Genomic DNA, 17,797 nt, shown 5'->3' on the forward strand with positions numbered 1-17,797 from the left:
GCGCGGCGGATGGATAGGACGAGGACTTGAAGACCATGGACGCCAAGAATTCCAACGTGACTACTGCAAACAAGGCTAAGGGTATGGCCGACGCGGCGGTGAAATACCGTGCCTATCCCGCCATCAACATTCCCGACCGGACCTGGCCGTCGAAGGTGATCGACAAGGCGCCGATCTGGTGCTCGGTGGACCTGCGTGACGGCAACCAGTCGCTGGTCAACCCGATGGGCCACGACCGCAAGGCCCGCATGTTCAAGCTGCTCTTGGATATGGGCTTCAAGGAAATCGAGATCGGTTTCCCGTCGGCTTCGCAGACCGATTTCGACTTTGCCCGCTGGTGCATCGAAGAGGGTGGCGTTCCCGACGATGTGTCGATGCAGGTGCTGGTTCAGTGCCGGCCGGAACTGATCACCCGCACGTTCGAATCGCTGGAAGGCGCCAAGCATCCGATCATCCACTTCTACAACTCGACATCGGAACTGCAGCGCCGCGTGGTGTTCGGCAAGGATGTCCGCGGTATCAAGCAGATCGCCGTCGACGCGGCGAAGATGATCACCGACATGGCCGCCAAGGCCGGCGGCGATTACCGGTTCGAATATTCGCCGGAAAGCTTCACCGGCACCGAGCTGGAAGTGGCGTTGGAGATCTGCAACGCTGTCATCGAGGTGGTGAAGCCGACCGCTGACAACAAGCTGATCCTGAACCTGCCGTCGACCGTCGAGATGGCGACGCCGAACATCTATGCCGACCAGATCGAATGGATGTGCCGCAATATCGACAATCGCGAGAACGTCATCATCTCGCTGCACCCGCACAACGACCGTGGCACCGGGATTGCCGCGACCGAGCTGGCGCTGATGGCTGGCGCCGACCGCGTCGAAGGCACGCTGTTTGGCAATGGCGAGCGCACCGGCAATGTCGACGTGGTGACGCTGGCGCTCAACATGTACACGCAAGGGGTCGATCCGGGGCTGGACTGCACGGATATCGAGCGCATCAAGGACGTCTACGAATATTCGAACGAAATGGTCATTCCCGAGCGCCATCCTTACGTCGGCGAACTGGTCTATACGGCGTTTTCCGGCTCGCACCAGGATGCGATCAACAAGGGCATGAAGGCGATCAAGACGGCCAACCATCCGGTGTGGGAAGTGCCTTACCTGCCGATCGACCCGCGCGACGTCGGCCGGTCCTACGAGGCTATCATCCGCATCAACTCGCAATCGGGCAAGGGCGGCATCGCCTATATCCTGCAGCAGGATTACGGCATCAACCTGCCGCGCAATCTGCAGGTGGAGTTCCGCGAGGACATCCAGCGGATTACCGACGAGGAAGGCAAGGAAGTCGCTTCCAAGCGCATCCATGAGCGCTTTATCGAGCGATATGTCGACCAGCCTTCAGCACGGCTGAAATTCGTCGATCACCAGACCTTCCCGGCCGGGATGGAGCACAAGGGCATCCGCGTCGTTTCCGCCGAGATCACCGATGGTGGTGAGACGAAGACGATCGAAGGTCGCGGCACGGGCCCGATCGACGGGTTCATCAACGCGCTGTCGGCCTATCTCGGGATCGAGTTGTCGGTGAACGAGTATTCGGAACACTCGCTGCAGCATGGCTCGAACGCCTCGGCGATCGCCTATGTCGAGGTTGAGCATCCCGGTGGAAAGCTGTTCGGCGCCGGCATCAACAACAACATCGTGACGGCCTCGCTCGACGCGATCGTATCGGCGGCGAACCGGGTGTTGGAAGAACGCGGCCGGTAGCCGGTTTAGTAGTACGTGAGAAATTAAAGCCGCATCGCTAGCCGATGCGGCTTAGGCTGCTGACAAGGGGGTTATCTAACAACTCTGCAGGTCCTTCGGGAACTTGAGCCGTTCGGCAAACTCCCCTCATCCTCGCCCTTGTGGCGAGGATCCAGTCAGCTCAAGTCCTTGAGCTGAGAGAGTCTTTTGACCCGGCAGACGTCGGGTCGCTGGATCCCCGCCACAAGGGCTAGGATGACGGAGGGTGGGTTATCGCTCTCGCCAAACAAGCTTCTTCAGTTTCTGTCAGCACCCTGAGCCGCATCGCAGCCGATGCGGCTTTTTGCTGGGATCAGGTGGGCTTGATCGCTCGTCGCTCAGATGAGCCCCGCGGCCTTGGCGGCGATCTCGTCGAGATCGGCGGCGGAGGAGGGGCCGACGACGACATAGGTCGCGAGCGGCGTGCTCCAGGACACAAGGCCCGTATCGGTGCGGATGTCCTCGACCGGTTTGTTGGTGTCCGGGCGCGTCTTGGAGAAGGTGATCGCGATGATCTCTCCCTCATCGCCGCGGCGATAGAGGAGGAGGCCCGAGGGGCGGTTGTCGGCGGTGAAAAGCCGTGCGCCGGCAAAGGTCAGCCCGCTTTGCGACAGGTCCGGAATGCGAAAGGCGATGCCGGTGCCTGTTGTCAGCCAGGCGAGAATATCGCCCGGCCTGTCGGCACCGATTTCCACCAGGCGATCGGGCAAGCGGGTATAGAGCCGGTAATGGGCGACGACGTCGTCAAGCCAGTCCCGCGAATCGAGCTGCACTTCCGAGCCGCCGAGACGGGTCGATCCCGGCTGCGTGCCGAGCGCATAGCCGATGCCGCCGCCGAGGCAGAGACTGAGAATGCATGCGACAAGCGCCTGCGTTCTGCTTGGCTTGAACGAGAGTGACTGGCGTTTTTTGTCATCAGGCAGCCTGATCGCGCGGCGCGGCAGCGGTGCGTTCTTGATGGTGCGGACGAGTTCGAGCGGCAATGGTTCCTTCATGGCATCGTCGAAGACGCGCCGACCGAAATCCGTGCCGCGCTTCAGACTGTCATGCAGGGCCCGCGCCTGAGGCTCGTTGACCAGAAGAGCTTCGATCTCCTGCCGTTCGTGTTCGTTGGCTTCGCCATCCAGGAAGGCGGAAATGCGCCGTTCGAGCGCGGGCGAGGAAGCACTGGCGTTCATGCGCGGCGCTCCGATGCTTCCGGCGCGATTTCCGACAGTCTGAGCCGTGCAGAACACAGGCGTTCGGCGAAGGCCTGTTCCGGAATGCCGAGGATCGCCGCCGCTTCGCCATAGGCAAACGATTCGACATCGACGAGAAGGAAGACACTGGCGAGGCCTGAGGGCAGGGACAGAAGGATCTGGTCCGATGTGGCCATCGTGGAAATTTCGGTAGCCGATACGACGCCCTGTGCCTTCGGGGTGGAGTACGGCTGGGTCTTGCGGCGCTTCTTGATCTCGTCGGACCAGGCGGTGCGCATCAGGCTGAACAGCCAGCTTTCGATGCGGCCTTCGCCCTTCCAGTGATGGCTTTTCTGGATCGCACGCGAACAGACTTCGCGCACCAGCCTGTCGGCATCCTCGGCGGTGCCTGCAAGCGTCAACGCGAAACGACGAAGCCTCGGCAGCAAGGCTACGAGGTCACGGCGAATGTCCATGGTCTGGGTCGGATTGTTCATGCGGAAACAAGCTTAACGGGGCTATGCGTTATGATTACGGCCATCTCGTTAAGCTATGAATCGAATGTGATGCATTTGCAACAGGCGACGCAATTAATCTACAAGATTTCGACGGTCTCGGGCTGGATCGCCGGCATAGGCAGTGGTTGATCGCCATAAAAGACGTGGCTGCTGTCCAGCGCAATGCCGTCACCTGCCTGCGTCAGCCCGTAGCGTTCACAAACCAGGTTCCAGTTGCCGGGTTCGCCCGACAGCGAAAACAGGTTGTAGGAAGCAGGTGGCTTGTGGCCGCCCGGACCCTGCGAAGCGGACGCTATACCGACGACCGGCACGGGCCGGTTATGGGTCTTGAGTTCGTAGACGGTGTTAAGGTGCGTATGGCCGTGCAACACCAGTTCGGCGCCGCCGGTCGAGATGGCCGCAGCAAATCGACGGATGCCGATCATACGCTTGTGCGATGACGCCGCGCCGTGGATCGGCGGGTGGTGAATCATTACCACGCGGAACAGGCCACGTTCGCCGGCTTTCTTCAGCAGGTTCACGGTTTCGCGCGCCTGGCGCGGGCTGAAATAGCCGGATGCGGAAAACGGCGGCGTGGCATTGGATGTGGAGCAGCCGATGATGGCGATCGGGCCACGCTCCCGGTAGGTCGGGAAGATGTGATCGTCCTTCGGCCATTCGCCCGGATCGTCGTCGCTTTTCACGAAGGGATACCAAGCGGCAACCGACTTGTCGTGAGCGCCCGGCACATAGGCATCGTGATTGCCCGGCACGACGGTCGTATCGGCGGGTTCGCCGATCGTATCGAGCCATTCGCGGGCCAGCCGGGTTTCGATCTTGGTCGCCAAATTGACCAGATCGCCTGTGATGAGCAACTGGTCCGGCTCTCGGTCCTTCATGTCGCTCAACAGCAGATCCAGCGTGTTGACGAGAAGATGCTTTCGGCGGGTGCGGTGCCAGTTGACGAAACCGGTGATGCGTTTTGACAGAAGCTCGCGCATCGTCAGCCGCGGAAGGGGCCCCAGGTGGATATCGGAAATATGCGCGAACTTGAACATGGCGAAGACATAACGCATGAGAGAGCAATTGGTACCGAATTTATCGCCGCTCCCGAAGTTATGAAGTGGAACGCCTGAATGGTTGAGCAGGGCATTCCCGAAGTTACCGGCGGCCGGGCCCGCATTCTCGTCTGGCTGATGCACAAGGCGTTCATCGTCACACGAGGCATGACGATGGGTGTGCGGGCCGCCTGTTTCGACGAGGAGGGCCGGATTTTCCTGGTGCGCCACACCTATGTGCCGGGATGGTATATGCCCGGCGGCGGCATGGAACGCGGCGAAACCGCGCTTCAGGCGCTGCACAAGGAACTGCGGGAAGAGGGCAATCTGGAAGTCCTGGGAGTGCCGGAGCTGTTCCACGTCTACCTGAACCGCAACGCCTCGAAGCGCGACCACGTGCTGTTCTACAAGGTCAACGTCAACCAGACGGCGCCGCGCGCCGCGGATTACGAAATTGCGGAAAGCGGCTTCTTTGCCCTCGACGCGCTACCGCCTGAGGTCACCCAGGCAACAGCGCGCCGATTGCAGGAGCTTTCGGGAAAGATCGAGAAGGGGGAGTACTGGTGAGAGTTACCCGCTTTCCTACCCCCGCCCATGCGGTGCGTCGAGATCGAGCTCTGGTCCTGTCGGGACGATGCCGGTCGGGTTTATGGTTTTGTGGCTCTCGTAGTAGTGGTGCTTGATGTGGAGGAGATTGCAGGTCTTGGCCACGCCCTCGTGCTGGTAGAGATCGCGCAGATAGGCTGACAGGTTCGGGTAGTCGGCGATGCGGCGGATGTTGCATTTGAAGTGGCCGACATAGACCGGATCGAAGCGGATAAGTGTCGTGAACAGCCGCCAGTCGGCTTCGGTCAGCTTGTCTCCGAGCAGGTAGCGGCTTTTCGAGAGACGGATCTCGAGACTGTCGAGCGTTTCGAACAGCTTTGAGACGGCCTCTTCATAGGCGTCTTGCGTGGTGGCGAAGCCGGCCTTGTAGACGCCGTTGTTGACGGTGTCGTAGATGACCGCGTTGATCGCGTCGATCTCAGTGCGCAGATCTTCCGGGTAGAAATCGACATCGGAGCCGGTGATGCCGTCGAAGGCGCTGTTCATCATGCGGATGATTTCAGCGCTTTCGTTCGAGACAATCGTGTTCTGCTGCTTGTCCCAAAGGACCGGAACCGTGACGCGGCCGGAATAGGCGGGATCGGCTTTGAGATAGACCTGGTAGAGATAGTCGGAGCCGAACAGGGCGTCGCCGGTTGCGCCGTCGCGTTTGCGGAATTCCCAGCCGTTTTCCAGCATCAGGTAGTCGACGACGGAGACCGAGATCAGATCCTGCAGTTTCTTGAGGTTGCGGAAGATCAGGGTGCGGTGCGCCCAGGGGCAGGCGAGCGACACATAGAGATGGTAGCGTCCGGCCTCGGCCTTGAAGCCGGATTCGCCCGACGGTCCGGGGGACCCGTCAGCTGTCACCCAATTGCGGAACTGTGATTCGGAGCGCTTGAAATGACCCTTGCTGGCCTTGGTGTCGTACCAGACGTCGTGCCACTTGCCGTCTACCAACATGCCCATTGCAATCTCCTTGTTTGTCTCAGCAGTTAGATACGGCAAAGCCAGACAATGACGAGGTGCGATTTTGTAAACGCTGCGTATTTGGATTGGACGGGCGGAAAAAATTCTGATAGCTCGCTTGTCACGATTGTTCGAAAACCATCAGGGAATGACCGAAGTGCGGATACTGCGACGACGCTGAAGATCGACCACGACGCCAGTTGAGCGTCGCCGATATCGCTCGTCCTGTCTGCTCTCTCCTTACGGCTTCGGTTCTCCATGTCCCTGCATCTTGTCGCCTCGCAATCCTCCGCATCCCAGAATTCTGCTTCCAAAAACACCGCCAGGTCCATGGCGAAACACGACCTCGTCTATCTGACCGAGGATTCGTCTCACGACGACATCATAGAGGTGATCAACGAGGAAGCGTTCGGTCCTGGACGGCATGTGCGCGCCGCATCGCGCATTCGCGAGCAGGGGCCGCATGACCGCTCGATATCTTTTGTCTGCGCCGACGATGGCGAGACGATCGCTTCGGTGCGGATGACCCCGGTTCTGGCCGGGAGCGTGAAGGGTCATATGCTGGGCCCGCTGGCAGTGCGGCCGTCGCACAAGAACCTCGGCATCGGCCGAGAACTGGTGCGGATCGCCATCGATGCTGCGCGCCGGCATGGGTCGGAAGCCGTGATCCTGATCGGTGACCCGCCTTACTACATGCCACTCGGCTTCGAGAAGGTGGCCTATGATGCGCTCGATTTTCCGGGACCGGTCGATCCGGGCCGGGTGCTGGTCGTGCCGCTGAAGGACGATGTGCATGACGGGCTGAAGGGCGTGATCGGCTGGCGGGAGCTGTGATCCGTCAGGACTTCGCTCCAAGCGTCTGATCTAGAATCGTTTTTCCAGCCACGTTACATCATGTCCGCCGGCTAGGCCTTCGAGCTTGCCGATCGGGCGATAGCCGAGCTTCAGATAGAGCGCGAGCGCTGCCGGGTTCATCGTATCGATATAGGCGCCGATACAGCCGCGCTTCGCCGCCTCCGCTTCCGCCATGGTGAGCAGGCGGGTGGCGAGGCCCTTGGCGCGCATCCATTCGGGGATGAACAGCATCGAGACGTAAAGCCAGCCGCGGCCGGTATAACCGACAAGGCCGCCGGCGATATCGCCGGCCGTATCATGCAACGGGATTGCCAGTTCGCGACGGTCGCTCTCGCCGAAGCATTCGATATTGAAGGCTTTCAGTCTGTCGAGAATGACCTCTTCATCCTGCTGCGGCATTCCTTCGACGATTTTCAGACCCATATCCATGCTCCCAAATTGCGCCAGGATGGATAGACTAAAGCGCTTTTTGAAGGAAGGTGCGGGTTCTGGTTTCGACGAAATTCGGAATCTCGCCAAACACTTGGTAGCCGTGACTCTTGTAGGCCTTGAGGGCGAGTGGGTTGAACGTATCGATCCAGGCGCCCTTGCAGCCGCGGGTGCGGGCTTCATTTTCGGCCTCGGTCAGGAGCTTTGCGGCCATGCCCCTGCCGCGAAGGGTTTCCGGAATGAACAGCAACTGGGTGAAGAGCCAGCCCCAGGACGTGTAGCCCGAGAGGCCGCCGATGACCGTGCCGCTCTCGTCGCGGATCAGCACGGCGAGCGGTTTTCTGTCGGAAAGTCCGACTTCGCCTTCGTTGAAGACGGTGAGGCCGCTGCTGACGATTGCTAGATCGTCTGAGGTCGGCGCGTCGGTTAGATAAAGCTCGTGGCCCATCAGCGACCCTCGCGCCACCACATCGCAGCCATTGCGAACAACAGCACCGACAGGCCGGCAAAACCGGCAAACAGCGGCAGCGTGTTGATGCCGCGCAGCACCGTCTCGTCGGTCATGCGGATGACCATGCGGTTGGGATCGCTAACGCGCACCTCGCCGCGAACGGGCAGAATGTCGGGGATGGTGATGCTATCGCCCGATGCGACGCGGGTGACGAGGCCGCGAGTCTTGTCGGCATAGGGCTGCAAGGTCGCCTCGGTGGAGATCATCGCCTTGAACTCGGGCGAGTCGACGGCGCCGACATGGACGAGCGTCTGGAAGTCGCCGTTCCTCACTTCGAACAGGCCGGTTTCGTCCATGCGGCTCTCATACCGGTATTCGCCGGGGCCGGCGGGCGTCATTTGCACGGTCTCTGAGCGGCCGGACGGATAGCGGATCGTCGCGGGGCCGGGGTCGTTGCCGATCGTCTGGCGGGTGGCGGCGAGCGTACGGCCGACGGAGCGGGCGGTCAGCGCCTCTTCCTCGAGTTCCGGCTCCTTCATCAACCAGTGAGCGATGCGGCGATAGAGCGCCACATGCGGGCCGCCGCCTTCGAAGCCACGGGCCCAGAGCCAGCCCTGATCCGACAGGAGCATGGCGACGCGGCCTTCGCCCTGACGGTTGAGGACGAGGAGAGGGCGGTCGCCATCGCCTTCCATCACCGTCTGGCCCTGCGGCGGATCGACATCGATGGTGCGGAACCAGCGTCCCCAGGCGGGCGGCGTCTGGTTGGAGCCTTCGAGACCGCGGGTGACCGGGTGCTTGGTGCCGACTTCCGATAGATGCGGGAAGAAGCCGGCATTGTGGACTTCGCCCGTCGGTGCGGCCGGCAGGACCTGTTCGAGCGGTGTCGCGGCGATCGAATCTTCGCCAGCGTGTTCGGGGCCTGCCGCGATCAGCAGCGCGCCGCCGTTTTGCACATATTGGGAGATGTAGTCGTAATAGAGGATCGGCAGCACGCCGCGATGCTTGTAGCGATCGAAGATGATCAGATCGAAATCCTTGATCTTCTCGACGAACAGCTCGCGGGTGGGGAAGGCGATCAGCGACAACTCGTTGATCGGCGTGCCATCCTGCTTTTCCGGCGGACGCAGGATGGTGAAATGCACGAGGTCGACGGAGGCGTCGGACTTTAGAAGGTTACGCCAAGCGCGCTCACCGGCATGGGGTTCGCCGGACACCAGCAGCACGCGCAGGTTCTGCCTGATGCCATCGATGACATGGACGGCGCGGTTGTTGGCGGTGGTCACTTCGCCAGGGAGCTCGGCAACCGAGAACTCCATGACATTGTTGCCGCCGCGCTGGACGTTGAACGAGAACGGGGTGGTGACGCCGGGCGTTGCCTGCAGCGTGGCGATCTGCTGGCCGTTCATGCGCACGATGACTTCGGCGGGGCCGCCGCCCTGGCGACCGTCGTCGAACACGCGCAGTGTCAGTTCCTGCTCTTCGCCGACAATGCCGAAGCGGGGCGCGCGCAGCACTTCGATGCGGCGGTCGAATTCGTTTGGCTGGCCGGTGATCAGCCCGTGGACGGGTGCGTTGAAGCCGAGATCCTGATTGATGCCGGGGAGATCATGGATCTGGCCGTCTGTGAGGAACACGGCGCCGCCGACACGGGCCGGCGGAACGTCCGACATCGCGGAGCGCAGCGCAGTGAACAGCTTCGTCGAAGGTGTGTCGCTGTCTACATCGTCTCCGGCCTCGACGATGCGCGTCTCGATGCGGGGATAGCGGGAGAAGCGGTCGCGCAGTTCCGCCAGCGCCTGATCGGTCTGCTGCTCGCGGCCGGCCGTCTCCTGGCTCTGAGAGCGGTCTACGACGATTGGCACGATGGTGGAGAGCTGTTCGCGATCTTCCTGGTTGAGCGTCGGGTTGGCGAGCGCCATCAGCAGGGCGGCAAGCGCCAGCGTCCGAAGGACCGCACCACGGACGCCGCGCAATAGGGCGGTCACAGCAAGGACGAGGGCCAGTGCACCGAGGGCTGCAAGGATCGGCCACGAGAAGAAGGGGGCGAATTCGATGGTCATCGGTTACTGCCCCAGCCGTTCGAGGAGCGCGGGGACGTGGACCTGATCGGCTTTGTAGTTGCCGGTCAGCATGTACATCATGATGTTGACGCCGGCGCGGTAGGCGTATTCGCGCTGCATGTCGTCAGGCGGTACGGTCGGGAGCATGGAATTCCCCTGTTGATCGACTGCCCAGGCGCCGGCAAAATCATTGCCCGTGATCAGAAGCGGCGTCACGCCGTCGCCGCCCGAGGAGAGCTGCGAGGTGGAGTTGCGCGCATCCTGACGGGCTTCGACCCAGAGCGGACCGCCGCGATAGCGACCGGGAAAATCCTTCAGCAGATAGAACGTGCGGGTGAGGACGTGGTTTTCCGGTGTCGGCTCAAGCGGCGGGATATCGATGCTGGCGAGAATTTCCTGCAGCCGCAGGCCGTTGGGGCTGGAGCTGCCATCGAGTGCTGAGACCTGGTCGCGGGTGTCGAACAGAACCGTGCCGCCGTTGCGCATATAGGCGTCAATGCGCGAGATCGAGACCTGCGACGGCATCGGCGCGGTCGCGGAAATCGGCCAGTAGATGATCGGGTAGAAGGAGAGATCGTCCTTGGCGATGTCGAGGCCGACAGGGGCGCCGGGTTCCAGCGTCGTGCGGTAGCTCATGTATTGGGTGAGACCGTCGAGCCCGCGCTCGGAGATGCTGTCGACATCGCTTTCGCCGGTCTGGACGTAGGCAAGGTGGGTCGTGTCGAGGCGGTCAAGGATCTGGTCGTCGCCAGGCTTTACGCCTTCGCCGGGCTGCATTTCGCGAAACGGCTGCGGCTGGGCCGATTGCTGTTGTGCCGCGGCAGGCGGTTGGGCCGGTGGCTGCTGGGCGAGCGACGGGTTCGGGTTGAGCAGCGCCAAAGCCAGCGCGAAGCCGAGGATCAAGGAGGCGGCTGTACCGGAGGATCGGGTCGAGGTCGGCTTGGAACGCCCGGGGCGGCGGGAAAAGGCACCGTTCATGAAGAGCATTACCAGGCTATCGAGGACGAGGAGCGCGAAGGCGAGAGCAAACAGGGTCGGACGCAGGGAGAGAGCCTCGCCGCCAGCCAGTTGCTCGCGCGCCACCTGCGTTCCGCCGACCGATGGATCGAAGGGGGCAAGCACGGTCGCTGGCGCAAGGAGATTGACGGCCGAGTAGCCGTCCTCGGTGCCGTAGAGGCCCGGCGGGTGATCGAAGCTTGCGACAGGCCTTGCGTTGGCCGGGATGATGATCGGACGGGCAGCGCCGGTCTCGGTCGTCATCACGCCGTCGGCGGTGAGAAGGCGGTAGGGCGGCAGGGCTGCGGCAGCACCTTCGGTTCCCGGTGCGCCGGACGCGCTGCCACCGGCAGCACCGCCGACCCGGGCCATCTGCACCAGACGGCGCAGCATCTCGACGAAATTGCCCGATAGCGGCAGGTTCGACCAGGTCGCCTCGGCGCTGGTGTGGAACAGCACGATGCGGCCGGCCTCGACTTCCTTTTCGGTCACCAGCGGCGTGCCATCGGCAAGGCTTGCCCAGGTGCGCTCGGCAAGGTCCGGCGTCGGTTCGGCGAGAACCTGGCGGGTCACGGTGATATCCGCTGCGCGCGGCAGGCCGGCGAAGGGGCCGAAATTCGGGAAATCGGCGAGTGCCTGCGGCTCAGACCAGGACATGGCGCCGCCGAGCGCGCGTTCGCCCTGGCGCAGGGTGACCGGCACCAGCGGATCGTCGGCAGGTGCCGCGGCAAGCCGCGGGCCGGCGAAGCGGACCAGGGTGCCGCCGCGCGCGATCCAGCGTTGCAGCGGCTGCGAGATTTCCGGCGGCAGGCGGCCGACATCGGCCATGATGATCGCCGAGGGATTGTCTTCGAGGATCTGCGGGATCGACACCGAGAGATCGGCGGTGTTGGGCTGGATCACATCGGCATAGGGCTGGAGCGCCCGGCTGATATAGTAGAGCGGCTGCAGCAGCGGCTGGAAATCGCTGCCGCTCTCGCCGGCGATGAGCGCCACGCGGCGGCGGCGGAAACCGTCGTCTAGAAGGTGGGCGGCCCCGGCGGTTGCGATGCCTTCGACGGAGAGGCGGGCAAAATCGTTGCGCAGTTCGAACGGTGCGGAAATTTCCGTCGTTGCCGTGTTGGCGCCGTCGGCAAATTCCAGCGTGCCGGCAGCAAGCGAGCGACCCTGCGGATCAAGCGCGTTGACGGTGAACTGCTGGGTGCCAGCCGTGGAAAGGCGTGTGGCGCTGACATTCATCGCCGTGGAATTGTTGGTGGCACCGGTGATCGCGACGGCCGATTGTCCATCGCCTTCGAGGACGCGCATGTCGCCTGCCGAGAGGCCGGCAAGGGCGGTCATCGTTTCGGCGTCGGTCGTGGCGGCGATGCCGTCGGAGACGAGCGCCAGCGTGCCGGGGCGGGTGCCGTTAAGGGCTTCCCGGAGTGCGGTGACGGCGCGCGTGCGGTCGGGCACCAGCGGCCTCGGGCTTGCGGCGGCGAGCTTGTCGCGCGCTGCGGCGGCACTGCCGGGTGTTGCTTCCTGGTTTTGATCGGCGGTGAAGGCGATCGCGACCGGGAGATCTGCGCTTTCGGCATCGTCGATCAGGAGATTGGCGGTCTCGACGCGGCGTTCCCAGTCGGTCGATGTTGCCCAGCCGTTGTCGATGACCAGCACCAGCGGGCCATCTGTGTTGAGCGAACTCGTGCGCGGGTTGATGACCGGATCGGCGATGGCGAGAATGATCGCGGCGGCGAGAAGCATCCGCAGCAGCGTCAGCCACCACGGGCTCTGAGACGGCGTTTCCTCGCGCTTCAGCACGCTTGCAAGAATGCGCAGAGGCGGAAAAACTTCCGACTTCGGCCGTGGCGGGGTCAGCCGCAGCAGCCACCAGATGGCGGGCAAGGCGATCAGGCCGAACAGGATGGCGGGATAGGCAAAGGCGAGCGCGCTCATGACCTCTCCTCCATGCGTCCGGTCTCAACACGTCGAGGTGCCGGTATGCCGGACAGGTAGCCGTGGACCGCAACCAGAGCTTCGGAGGCGAGACGGTCGGTGCGGTGGAACACGAAACTCCAGCCGAGACGGCGAAGGCCTTCTCCGAGCGCATCGCGGCGGGCGAGATAGGCGCGCTGATAGTCCTCGCGGATATTTTCGGCACGGCCGGAGACGAGCTTTTCGCCGGTTTCGGGATCGGTGAATTCGGTGCGGCCGGTATAGGGGAAGGTCTCTTCGGCGGGATCGGCAACCTCGATCACATGGCCGCGCAGGCCGCGGCGTCCGAGTGGCGTGATGCGGTCCATGACCTTGTCGGCATCATCGAGGAAATCGCCGATCAGGACGATATCGCTCTGGCCGCGGATCATGCCCGTGTCCGGCAGGCCGGTCGCCTGCGGGGCGTGCATGATGGCGGTCGCCAGTCGTTCGGCGGCGTTGCGGGCAGAGACGGGTTCCATGATGCCGGGGCATCCGATCCGCTCGCCGGAGCGGGCAAGGATTTCGGCGAGCGCCAGCATGATGACCAGCGCACGGCTTTCCTTCGATACCGAGCCGAATGTCGACTTGTACATCATCGACGGCGACATGTCGGCCCAGAGCCAGATCGTGTGGGCGGCTTCCCATTCGCGGTCGCGGACATAGGTATGGTCGTCGCGGGCCGAGCGGCGCCAGTCGATGCGCGACAGGCTTTCGCCCTCGGCATAGGGCCGGAACTGCCAGAAATTCTCGCCCATGCCGCGCTTGCGGCGGCCGTGCCAGCCGGCAATCACCGTATTGGCGATGCGCTTGGCCTCGACCATGCAATCGGGCACCAGCATGGCGCGCTGCTGGGCGCGATGAAGCACATCGCTGCTGGCGGTTTGATCGACGATCTGGCCGATGGATGCCACTGAGGTTCCTTTCTAGCCTGAACCGGCGATCTTCAGCCGCGGGCCTGTTTGATCAGGCCGGCAATGACATCGCGCACCGACATGCCTTCGGCGCGGGCGGCGAATGTCAGCGCCATGCGATGCTGCAGGACCGGTTCGGCAAGCGCGTGGATATCGTCCAGCGAGGGAGCGAGGCGGCCTTCGTAAAGTGCGCGGGCGCGGGCCGTCAGCATCAGCGACTGGCCGGCACGTGGGCCTGGACCCCAGGCGACATGCTTGTCGGTCGAAGCGTTGCCGTGGCCCGGGCGGGCCGAGCGGACGAGCGACAGGATCGCATCGACCACCTTGTCGGAGACCGGCATCTGGCGGATCAGCGCCTGGATATCCTTCAGCCGCGTCGCGTCGATGACGCTGCGCGCCTTGGCTTCGGTGCTGCCTGTCGTGTCGAGCAGGATCTGGCGCTCGGCGGCAAGCTCCGGGTAGAGAACGTCCACCTGCAGCAGGAAACGGTCGAGCTGCGCTTCGGGAAGCGGATAGGTGCCTTCCTGTTCCAGCGGGTTCTGGGTGGCAAGGACGTGGAATGGTGCCGGCAGGTCATAGCGCTGGCCGGCGACGGTGATGTGATATTCCTGCATGGCCTGCAGCAGCGCCGACTGGGTGCGCGGCGAGGCGCGGTTGATTTCGTCGGCCATCAGCAGCTGTCCGAACACCGGTCCCTTGACGAAGCGGAAGGAGCGGCGGCCGGTCTCATCGGTATCCATCACTTCGGAGCCGAGAATATCCGACGGCATCAGGTCGGGTGTGAACTGGATGCGGTTGGAATCCAGACCGAGGACGGTGCCGAGCGTCGAGACGAGTTTGGTCTTGGCTAGACCGGGAACACCGACCAGCAGCGCATGACCGCCGGAGAGGACCGCGAGCATGGTGTTTTCGACGACACGTTCCTGGCCGAAGATGACCTTGGCGACTTCCTCGCGGATGGCGGCGATATCGGAAAGCGCCTTTTCGGCCGAGTCGATGATGGCTTTCTCGTCGAGGACTGTTTGCGTAGAATTCATCATGCCCATGTCGTTCACCATCACCCTTGATTGGTATCCAGATCCAGCAGGCTTCGCCGAACCTATCCGTCCGACCGTGAATCGCTGCGTCGCAGCAGTCACCTTAGACGTTGAAACTTATTCCGCCAAATAAGGCTGACAAGCACGCGATGAATGACTATCTCGTGAGAACATTCACCTTGGCTGATGCTTAAGGTCGAACCGGGACTGAAAAATGGCAGTAGAACCAATTAATAAGGCGGCCGATGCCGCTGGTCTCGCGGCGATGATTGCCCATGCGTCCGAGCAGGCAAGTGGTGGCCCGAGAGGCGAAATTCCCGGCCTGCCGCCGGTCGAGAGGTGGAACCCGCCGTTCTGCGGCGATCTCGACATGGAAATTCGTGCCGACGGGACATGGTTCTATCTGGGCACGCCGATCGGCCGGGCGCCGCTGGTCAGGCTGTTTTCGACCGTGTTGCGCAAGGACGAGGACGGCCGAACCTATCTCGTCACGCCTGTGGAAAAGGTTGCGATCCGTGTCGTCGATGCGCCGTTTGTGGCGGTGGAGATGCAAACGAGCCTCCGCGACGGCCAGCAGGTGCTGACGTTTCGTACCGGTGTCGGCGATGTGGTGGAGGCAGGGAGCGATCATGCGATACGTTTTGCGATCGCTGGCGAAGGGCAGGAGCTGAAGCCCTACCTGCATGTCCGCGGGCGGCTCGAGGCACTGGTATCGCGGGCGGTGATGTATGATCTCGTCGCGCTTGGCGAGACGGTAGAGATCGATGGCGTCGCGATGTTTGCGGTCCGCTCCGGCGATGCGGTGTTCCCGGTGATGCCGGTGGCCGAGCTGGAAGTGTTGTCTCGATGAGCGGTCTTGGTTTTTATTCCGCTGATGAGTTTCGCCGCCGTGCGCGGTCCCAGAAGGGCGGGCCGATCGAGGAAGCGTGGCGCGATCACGGCGATCATCTGCTCAACCCGGCCTGGGTGAACGCGACCGTTCAATCCAAGCTGAAGGATGCGGCCGTGCTGGTGCCCGTCATCGACGATGCCGATGGCGCCAAGGTTATCCTGACGCAGCGGACGGTAAAGCTGCGCAAGCATTCCGGACAGATCGCCTTTCCGGGCGGTGCGATCGATCCTGAAGACGGATCGCCTGAAGTGGCGGCGCTGCGCGAGGCCGAGGAAGAGATCGGTCTCGACCGACGCTTCGTCGAGCCGCTGGCCAGGCTTCCCGATTATTACGCGGCTACCGGCTTTCGCATCACGCCGGTGCTGGCTGTTGTGAGCCGCGGTTTCGAGCTGACGCTCAATCCGGACGAGGTGGATGTGGCTTTCGAAGTGCCGCTGTCCTTTCTGATGGACGAGGCGAACCACCAGCGCGGCACCCGCGACTGGAATGGCGCGACCCGGCACTTCTACGTCATGCCCTATGAGGACCGGGAAATCTGGGGCATTACCGCCGGAATTTTACGCACGCTGTATGAAAGGCTTTACGCATGACCTCCATTGCTACCCCCTCGGTTGCCGATGAGGCATGGTTCAACGATGCCGCTCTGCAGCGGCTTCTTCTCCTTCTGAACGCCGATGGCGGCGAGGCGCGGGTGGCTGGTGGCGCGGTGCGCAACGCGCTGATGGGGCTTGCCGTCGCCGATATCGACGTGGCGACGACGCTTCTGCCGCAGGACGTGGTGGAGCGGGCAGAAGCTGCCGGCATGAAGGCCGTGCCGACCGGGATCGAGCATGGGACGGTAACGCTGGTGATCGACGGCACGCCGTTTGAGGTGACGACGCTTCGGCGCGATATCGAGACCGATGGCCGCCATGCCAAGGTTTCGTTTGGCACCGACTGGCAGGCTGACGCGGAACGGCGCGACCTCACCATCAATGCACTCTATGCGGATGCATCGGGCGCCGTGGTCGATCTGGTCGGAGGTCTGCCCGACATCGAGAGCCGGACGATCCGGTTTATCGGCGACGCTTCGCAGCGGATTGCCGAGGATCATCTGCGCATTCTCAGGTTCTTCCGGTTTTTCGCCTATTACGGATCCGGCCGGCCGGATGCCGACGGATTGCGGGCATCGGCACGCGCCAAGGACAGGCTTTCGACGCTGTCTGGCGAGCGGGTCTGGGGCGAGACTAAGAAACTGCTCGCCGCCCCCGATCCGTCTCGCGCACTTTTGTGGATGCGGCAGGCTGGCGTGCTGACGGAAATCCTGCCGGAAACCGAAAAATGGGGCATCGACGGCATTCATCCGCTGGTCGCTGCGGAAGCAGCACTCGGCTGGGCGCCGGATCCGCTGCTGCGGCTTGCGGCGATCGTGCCGCCCGATGCGGAACGGCTGACGGCGATGGCAAAGCGGCTGCGGTTTTCGAATGCCGATGCGGCGAAGCTGGCCGTCTGGGCGTCCGCACCCGCCATTCCCGACGAGGTGACGGATGTCGGCTTCGATCGTCTGCTCTACCGAAATGGCGTGGCCGGCATGGTTGCACGCGTCAAGCTGGCGCTGTCGTCGGCCAGAGCAGCGGCCGAGGGCGATCCAATGGCGATGCGCAAGTCGGCAAGGCTGTCGGTTCTTCTGAAGCGGGCCGAGGGCTACGTCAAGCCGGTCTTTCCGATCGCGGGCGCCGACGTTCTCTCGGCAGGTGTGCCTGCCGGCAAGAGGGTCGGTGAGATCCTGAAGCAGATCGAGGACTTCTGGGTGGAGCGTAACTTCAACCCCGACCGGGCAGCGCTGGCCGCCCGGCTGGACGAGATCGTGAAGCAGAGCTCCTGATCAATCCTCCTATTCGGAGATCGCCCAGGAGTGGAATACGGATGCCCGCTCCGTGGGAATCATCATGTGAGCGGCATTGGCCGCGCCGGATTCCGCCGACTTACCGGCAAGCTGCCGCTTCACTTGCTCGACACAGAAAGCGTGGGGCAGTTCGCCACCGCTTCTGGCTCGCATTTCGACGGCCAGACGCTCGACCAATTCGGGCGTCTTCATCAACTTCGAAACGGGGTATGGACTTGGTTTTGTCAGGCTGTTTGATGGGGTCATGGCTGTTC

At 62.9% G+C, this 17,797-nt stretch carries 17 protein-coding genes; 6 read left to right on the top strand and 11 right to left on the bottom strand.

Translation table 11 applies throughout. The features are described from left to right. Positions 1-35 precede the first annotated feature (35 nt). Complete coding sequence (gene leuA, locus ACQY1J_RS09875; protein WP_174196808.1) at positions 36-1,763, top strand: 2-isopropylmalate synthase; 1,728 nt, start codon at positions 36-38, stop codon at positions 1,761-1,763. A 356-nt stretch (positions 1,764-2,119) separates the two neighbouring features. Here the strand turns inward: leuA and ACQY1J_RS09880 are convergent, their stop codons facing one another. The 3 genes from ACQY1J_RS09880 to ACQY1J_RS09890 form a co-directional block, all read right to left on the bottom strand. Continuing rightward, positions 2,120-2,959: an anti-sigma factor family protein gene (locus ACQY1J_RS09880; protein WP_430251335.1), complete on the bottom strand. Its 840-nt coding sequence runs from the start codon at positions 2,957-2,959 to the stop codon at positions 2,120-2,122. Further along, positions 2,956-3,456 (bottom strand): RNA polymerase sigma factor, encoded by a 501-nt coding sequence (locus tag ACQY1J_RS09885; RefSeq protein ID WP_430251336.1) that lies wholly within the window; start codon positions 3,454-3,456, stop codon positions 2,956-2,958. Before ACQY1J_RS09885 ends, ACQY1J_RS09880 begins: the two co-directional genes overlap by 4 nt. A 98-nt stretch (positions 3,457-3,554) precedes the next feature. Next, positions 3,555-4,514, bottom strand: a complete 960-nt coding sequence (locus ACQY1J_RS09890) for a metallophosphoesterase family protein (RefSeq protein ID WP_062583179.1) — start codon at positions 4,512-4,514, stop codon at positions 3,555-3,557. A 78-nt stretch (positions 4,515-4,592) separates the two neighbouring features. On the opposite strand from ACQY1J_RS09890, the gene ACQY1J_RS09895 reads away from it, so the two are divergent. After that, on the top strand, positions 4,593-5,081 hold the full coding sequence (locus ACQY1J_RS09895; RefSeq protein WP_092660318.1) for an NUDIX domain-containing protein: 489 nt from the start codon (positions 4,593-4,595) through the stop codon (positions 5,079-5,081). Positions 5,082-5,096: 15 nt separating this feature from the next. Here the strand turns inward: ACQY1J_RS09895 and ACQY1J_RS09900 are convergent, their stop codons facing one another. After that, positions 5,097-6,068: a glutathione S-transferase family protein gene (locus ACQY1J_RS09900; protein WP_430251337.1), complete on the bottom strand. Its 972-nt coding sequence runs from the start codon at positions 6,066-6,068 to the stop codon at positions 5,097-5,099. 330 nt (positions 6,069-6,398) lie between these two features. Here ACQY1J_RS09900 and ACQY1J_RS09905 point away from each other — a divergent pair, with 330 nt between their 5' ends. Next, positions 6,399-6,902 carry a GNAT family N-acetyltransferase gene (locus ACQY1J_RS09905; RefSeq protein WP_430251338.1) on the top strand — a complete coding sequence of 168 codons (504 nt, stop codon included), beginning with the start codon at positions 6,399-6,401 and terminating at the stop codon, positions 6,900-6,902. A gap of 30 nt (positions 6,903-6,932) precedes the next feature. Here the strand turns inward: ACQY1J_RS09905 and ACQY1J_RS09910 are convergent, their stop codons facing one another. The 6 genes from ACQY1J_RS09910 to ACQY1J_RS09935 are packed head-to-tail and all read right to left on the bottom strand — an operon-like array spanning position 6,933 to position 14,775. Then, a complete protein-coding gene (locus ACQY1J_RS09910) occupies positions 6,933-7,352 on the bottom strand; it encodes a GNAT family N-acetyltransferase (protein ID WP_430251339.1) in 420 nt (139 codons plus the stop codon). 28 nt (positions 7,353-7,380) lie between these two features. Next, entirely contained in the window at positions 7,381-7,800 is a 420-nt protein-coding gene (locus ACQY1J_RS09915) for a GNAT family N-acetyltransferase (protein ID WP_430251340.1), read from the bottom strand. After that, the gene (locus ACQY1J_RS09920) at positions 7,800-9,866 is read right to left on the bottom strand and encodes a hypothetical protein (RefSeq protein ID WP_430251341.1); all 2,067 of its coding nucleotides are present in this window, start codon (positions 9,864-9,866) and stop codon (positions 7,800-7,802) included. The genes ACQY1J_RS09915 and ACQY1J_RS09920 overlap by 1 nt, the downstream gene beginning before the upstream one ends. A gap of 3 nt (positions 9,867-9,869) precedes the next feature. Then, positions 9,870-12,797, bottom strand: coding sequence for a DUF4159 domain-containing protein (locus tag ACQY1J_RS09925; RefSeq protein WP_430251342.1), 2,928 nt, complete (start codon positions 12,795-12,797; stop codon positions 9,870-9,872). Continuing rightward, positions 12,794-13,729, bottom strand: coding sequence for a DUF58 domain-containing protein (locus ACQY1J_RS09930; RefSeq protein WP_430251343.1), 936 nt, complete (start codon positions 13,727-13,729; stop codon positions 12,794-12,796). The genes ACQY1J_RS09925 and ACQY1J_RS09930 overlap by 4 nt, the downstream gene beginning before the upstream one ends. A gap of 32 nt (positions 13,730-13,761) precedes the next feature. Then, a complete protein-coding gene (locus tag ACQY1J_RS09935; protein WP_430251344.1) occupies positions 13,762-14,775 on the bottom strand; it encodes an AAA family ATPase in 1,014 nt (337 codons plus the stop codon). A 205-nt stretch (positions 14,776-14,980) separates the two neighbouring features. Between ACQY1J_RS09935 and ACQY1J_RS09940 the strand changes: the two genes are divergently transcribed. The 3 genes from ACQY1J_RS09940 to ACQY1J_RS09950 are packed head-to-tail and all read left to right on the top strand — an operon-like array spanning position 14,981 to position 17,522. Beyond that, positions 14,981-15,616, top strand: a complete 636-nt coding sequence (locus tag ACQY1J_RS09940) for a DUF1285 domain-containing protein (RefSeq protein ID WP_062455701.1) — start codon at positions 14,981-14,983, stop codon at positions 15,614-15,616. Next, positions 15,613-16,248: a CoA pyrophosphatase gene (locus tag ACQY1J_RS09945; protein ID WP_430251345.1), complete on the top strand. Its 636-nt coding sequence runs from the start codon at positions 15,613-15,615 to the stop codon at positions 16,246-16,248. The genes ACQY1J_RS09940 and ACQY1J_RS09945 overlap by 4 nt, the downstream gene beginning before the upstream one ends. After that, entirely contained in the window at positions 16,245-17,522 is a 1,278-nt protein-coding gene (locus ACQY1J_RS09950; RefSeq protein ID WP_430251346.1) for a CCA tRNA nucleotidyltransferase, read from the top strand. The genes ACQY1J_RS09945 and ACQY1J_RS09950 overlap by 4 nt, the downstream gene beginning before the upstream one ends. Before the next feature lie 9 nt (positions 17,523-17,531). On the opposite strand, the gene ACQY1J_RS09955 is transcribed toward ACQY1J_RS09950, so the two are convergent. After that, positions 17,532-17,789 carry a hypothetical protein gene (locus tag ACQY1J_RS09955; protein WP_192086255.1) on the bottom strand — a complete coding sequence of 86 codons (258 nt, stop codon included), beginning with the start codon at positions 17,787-17,789 and terminating at the stop codon, positions 17,532-17,534. Positions 17,790-17,797: the final 8 nt, after the last annotated feature.

It is taken from the genome of Neorhizobium sp. DAR64860/K0K1 (assembly GCF_050500205.1).
GTDB lineage: Bacteria > Pseudomonadota > Alphaproteobacteria > Rhizobiales > Rhizobiaceae > Neorhizobium > Neorhizobium soli.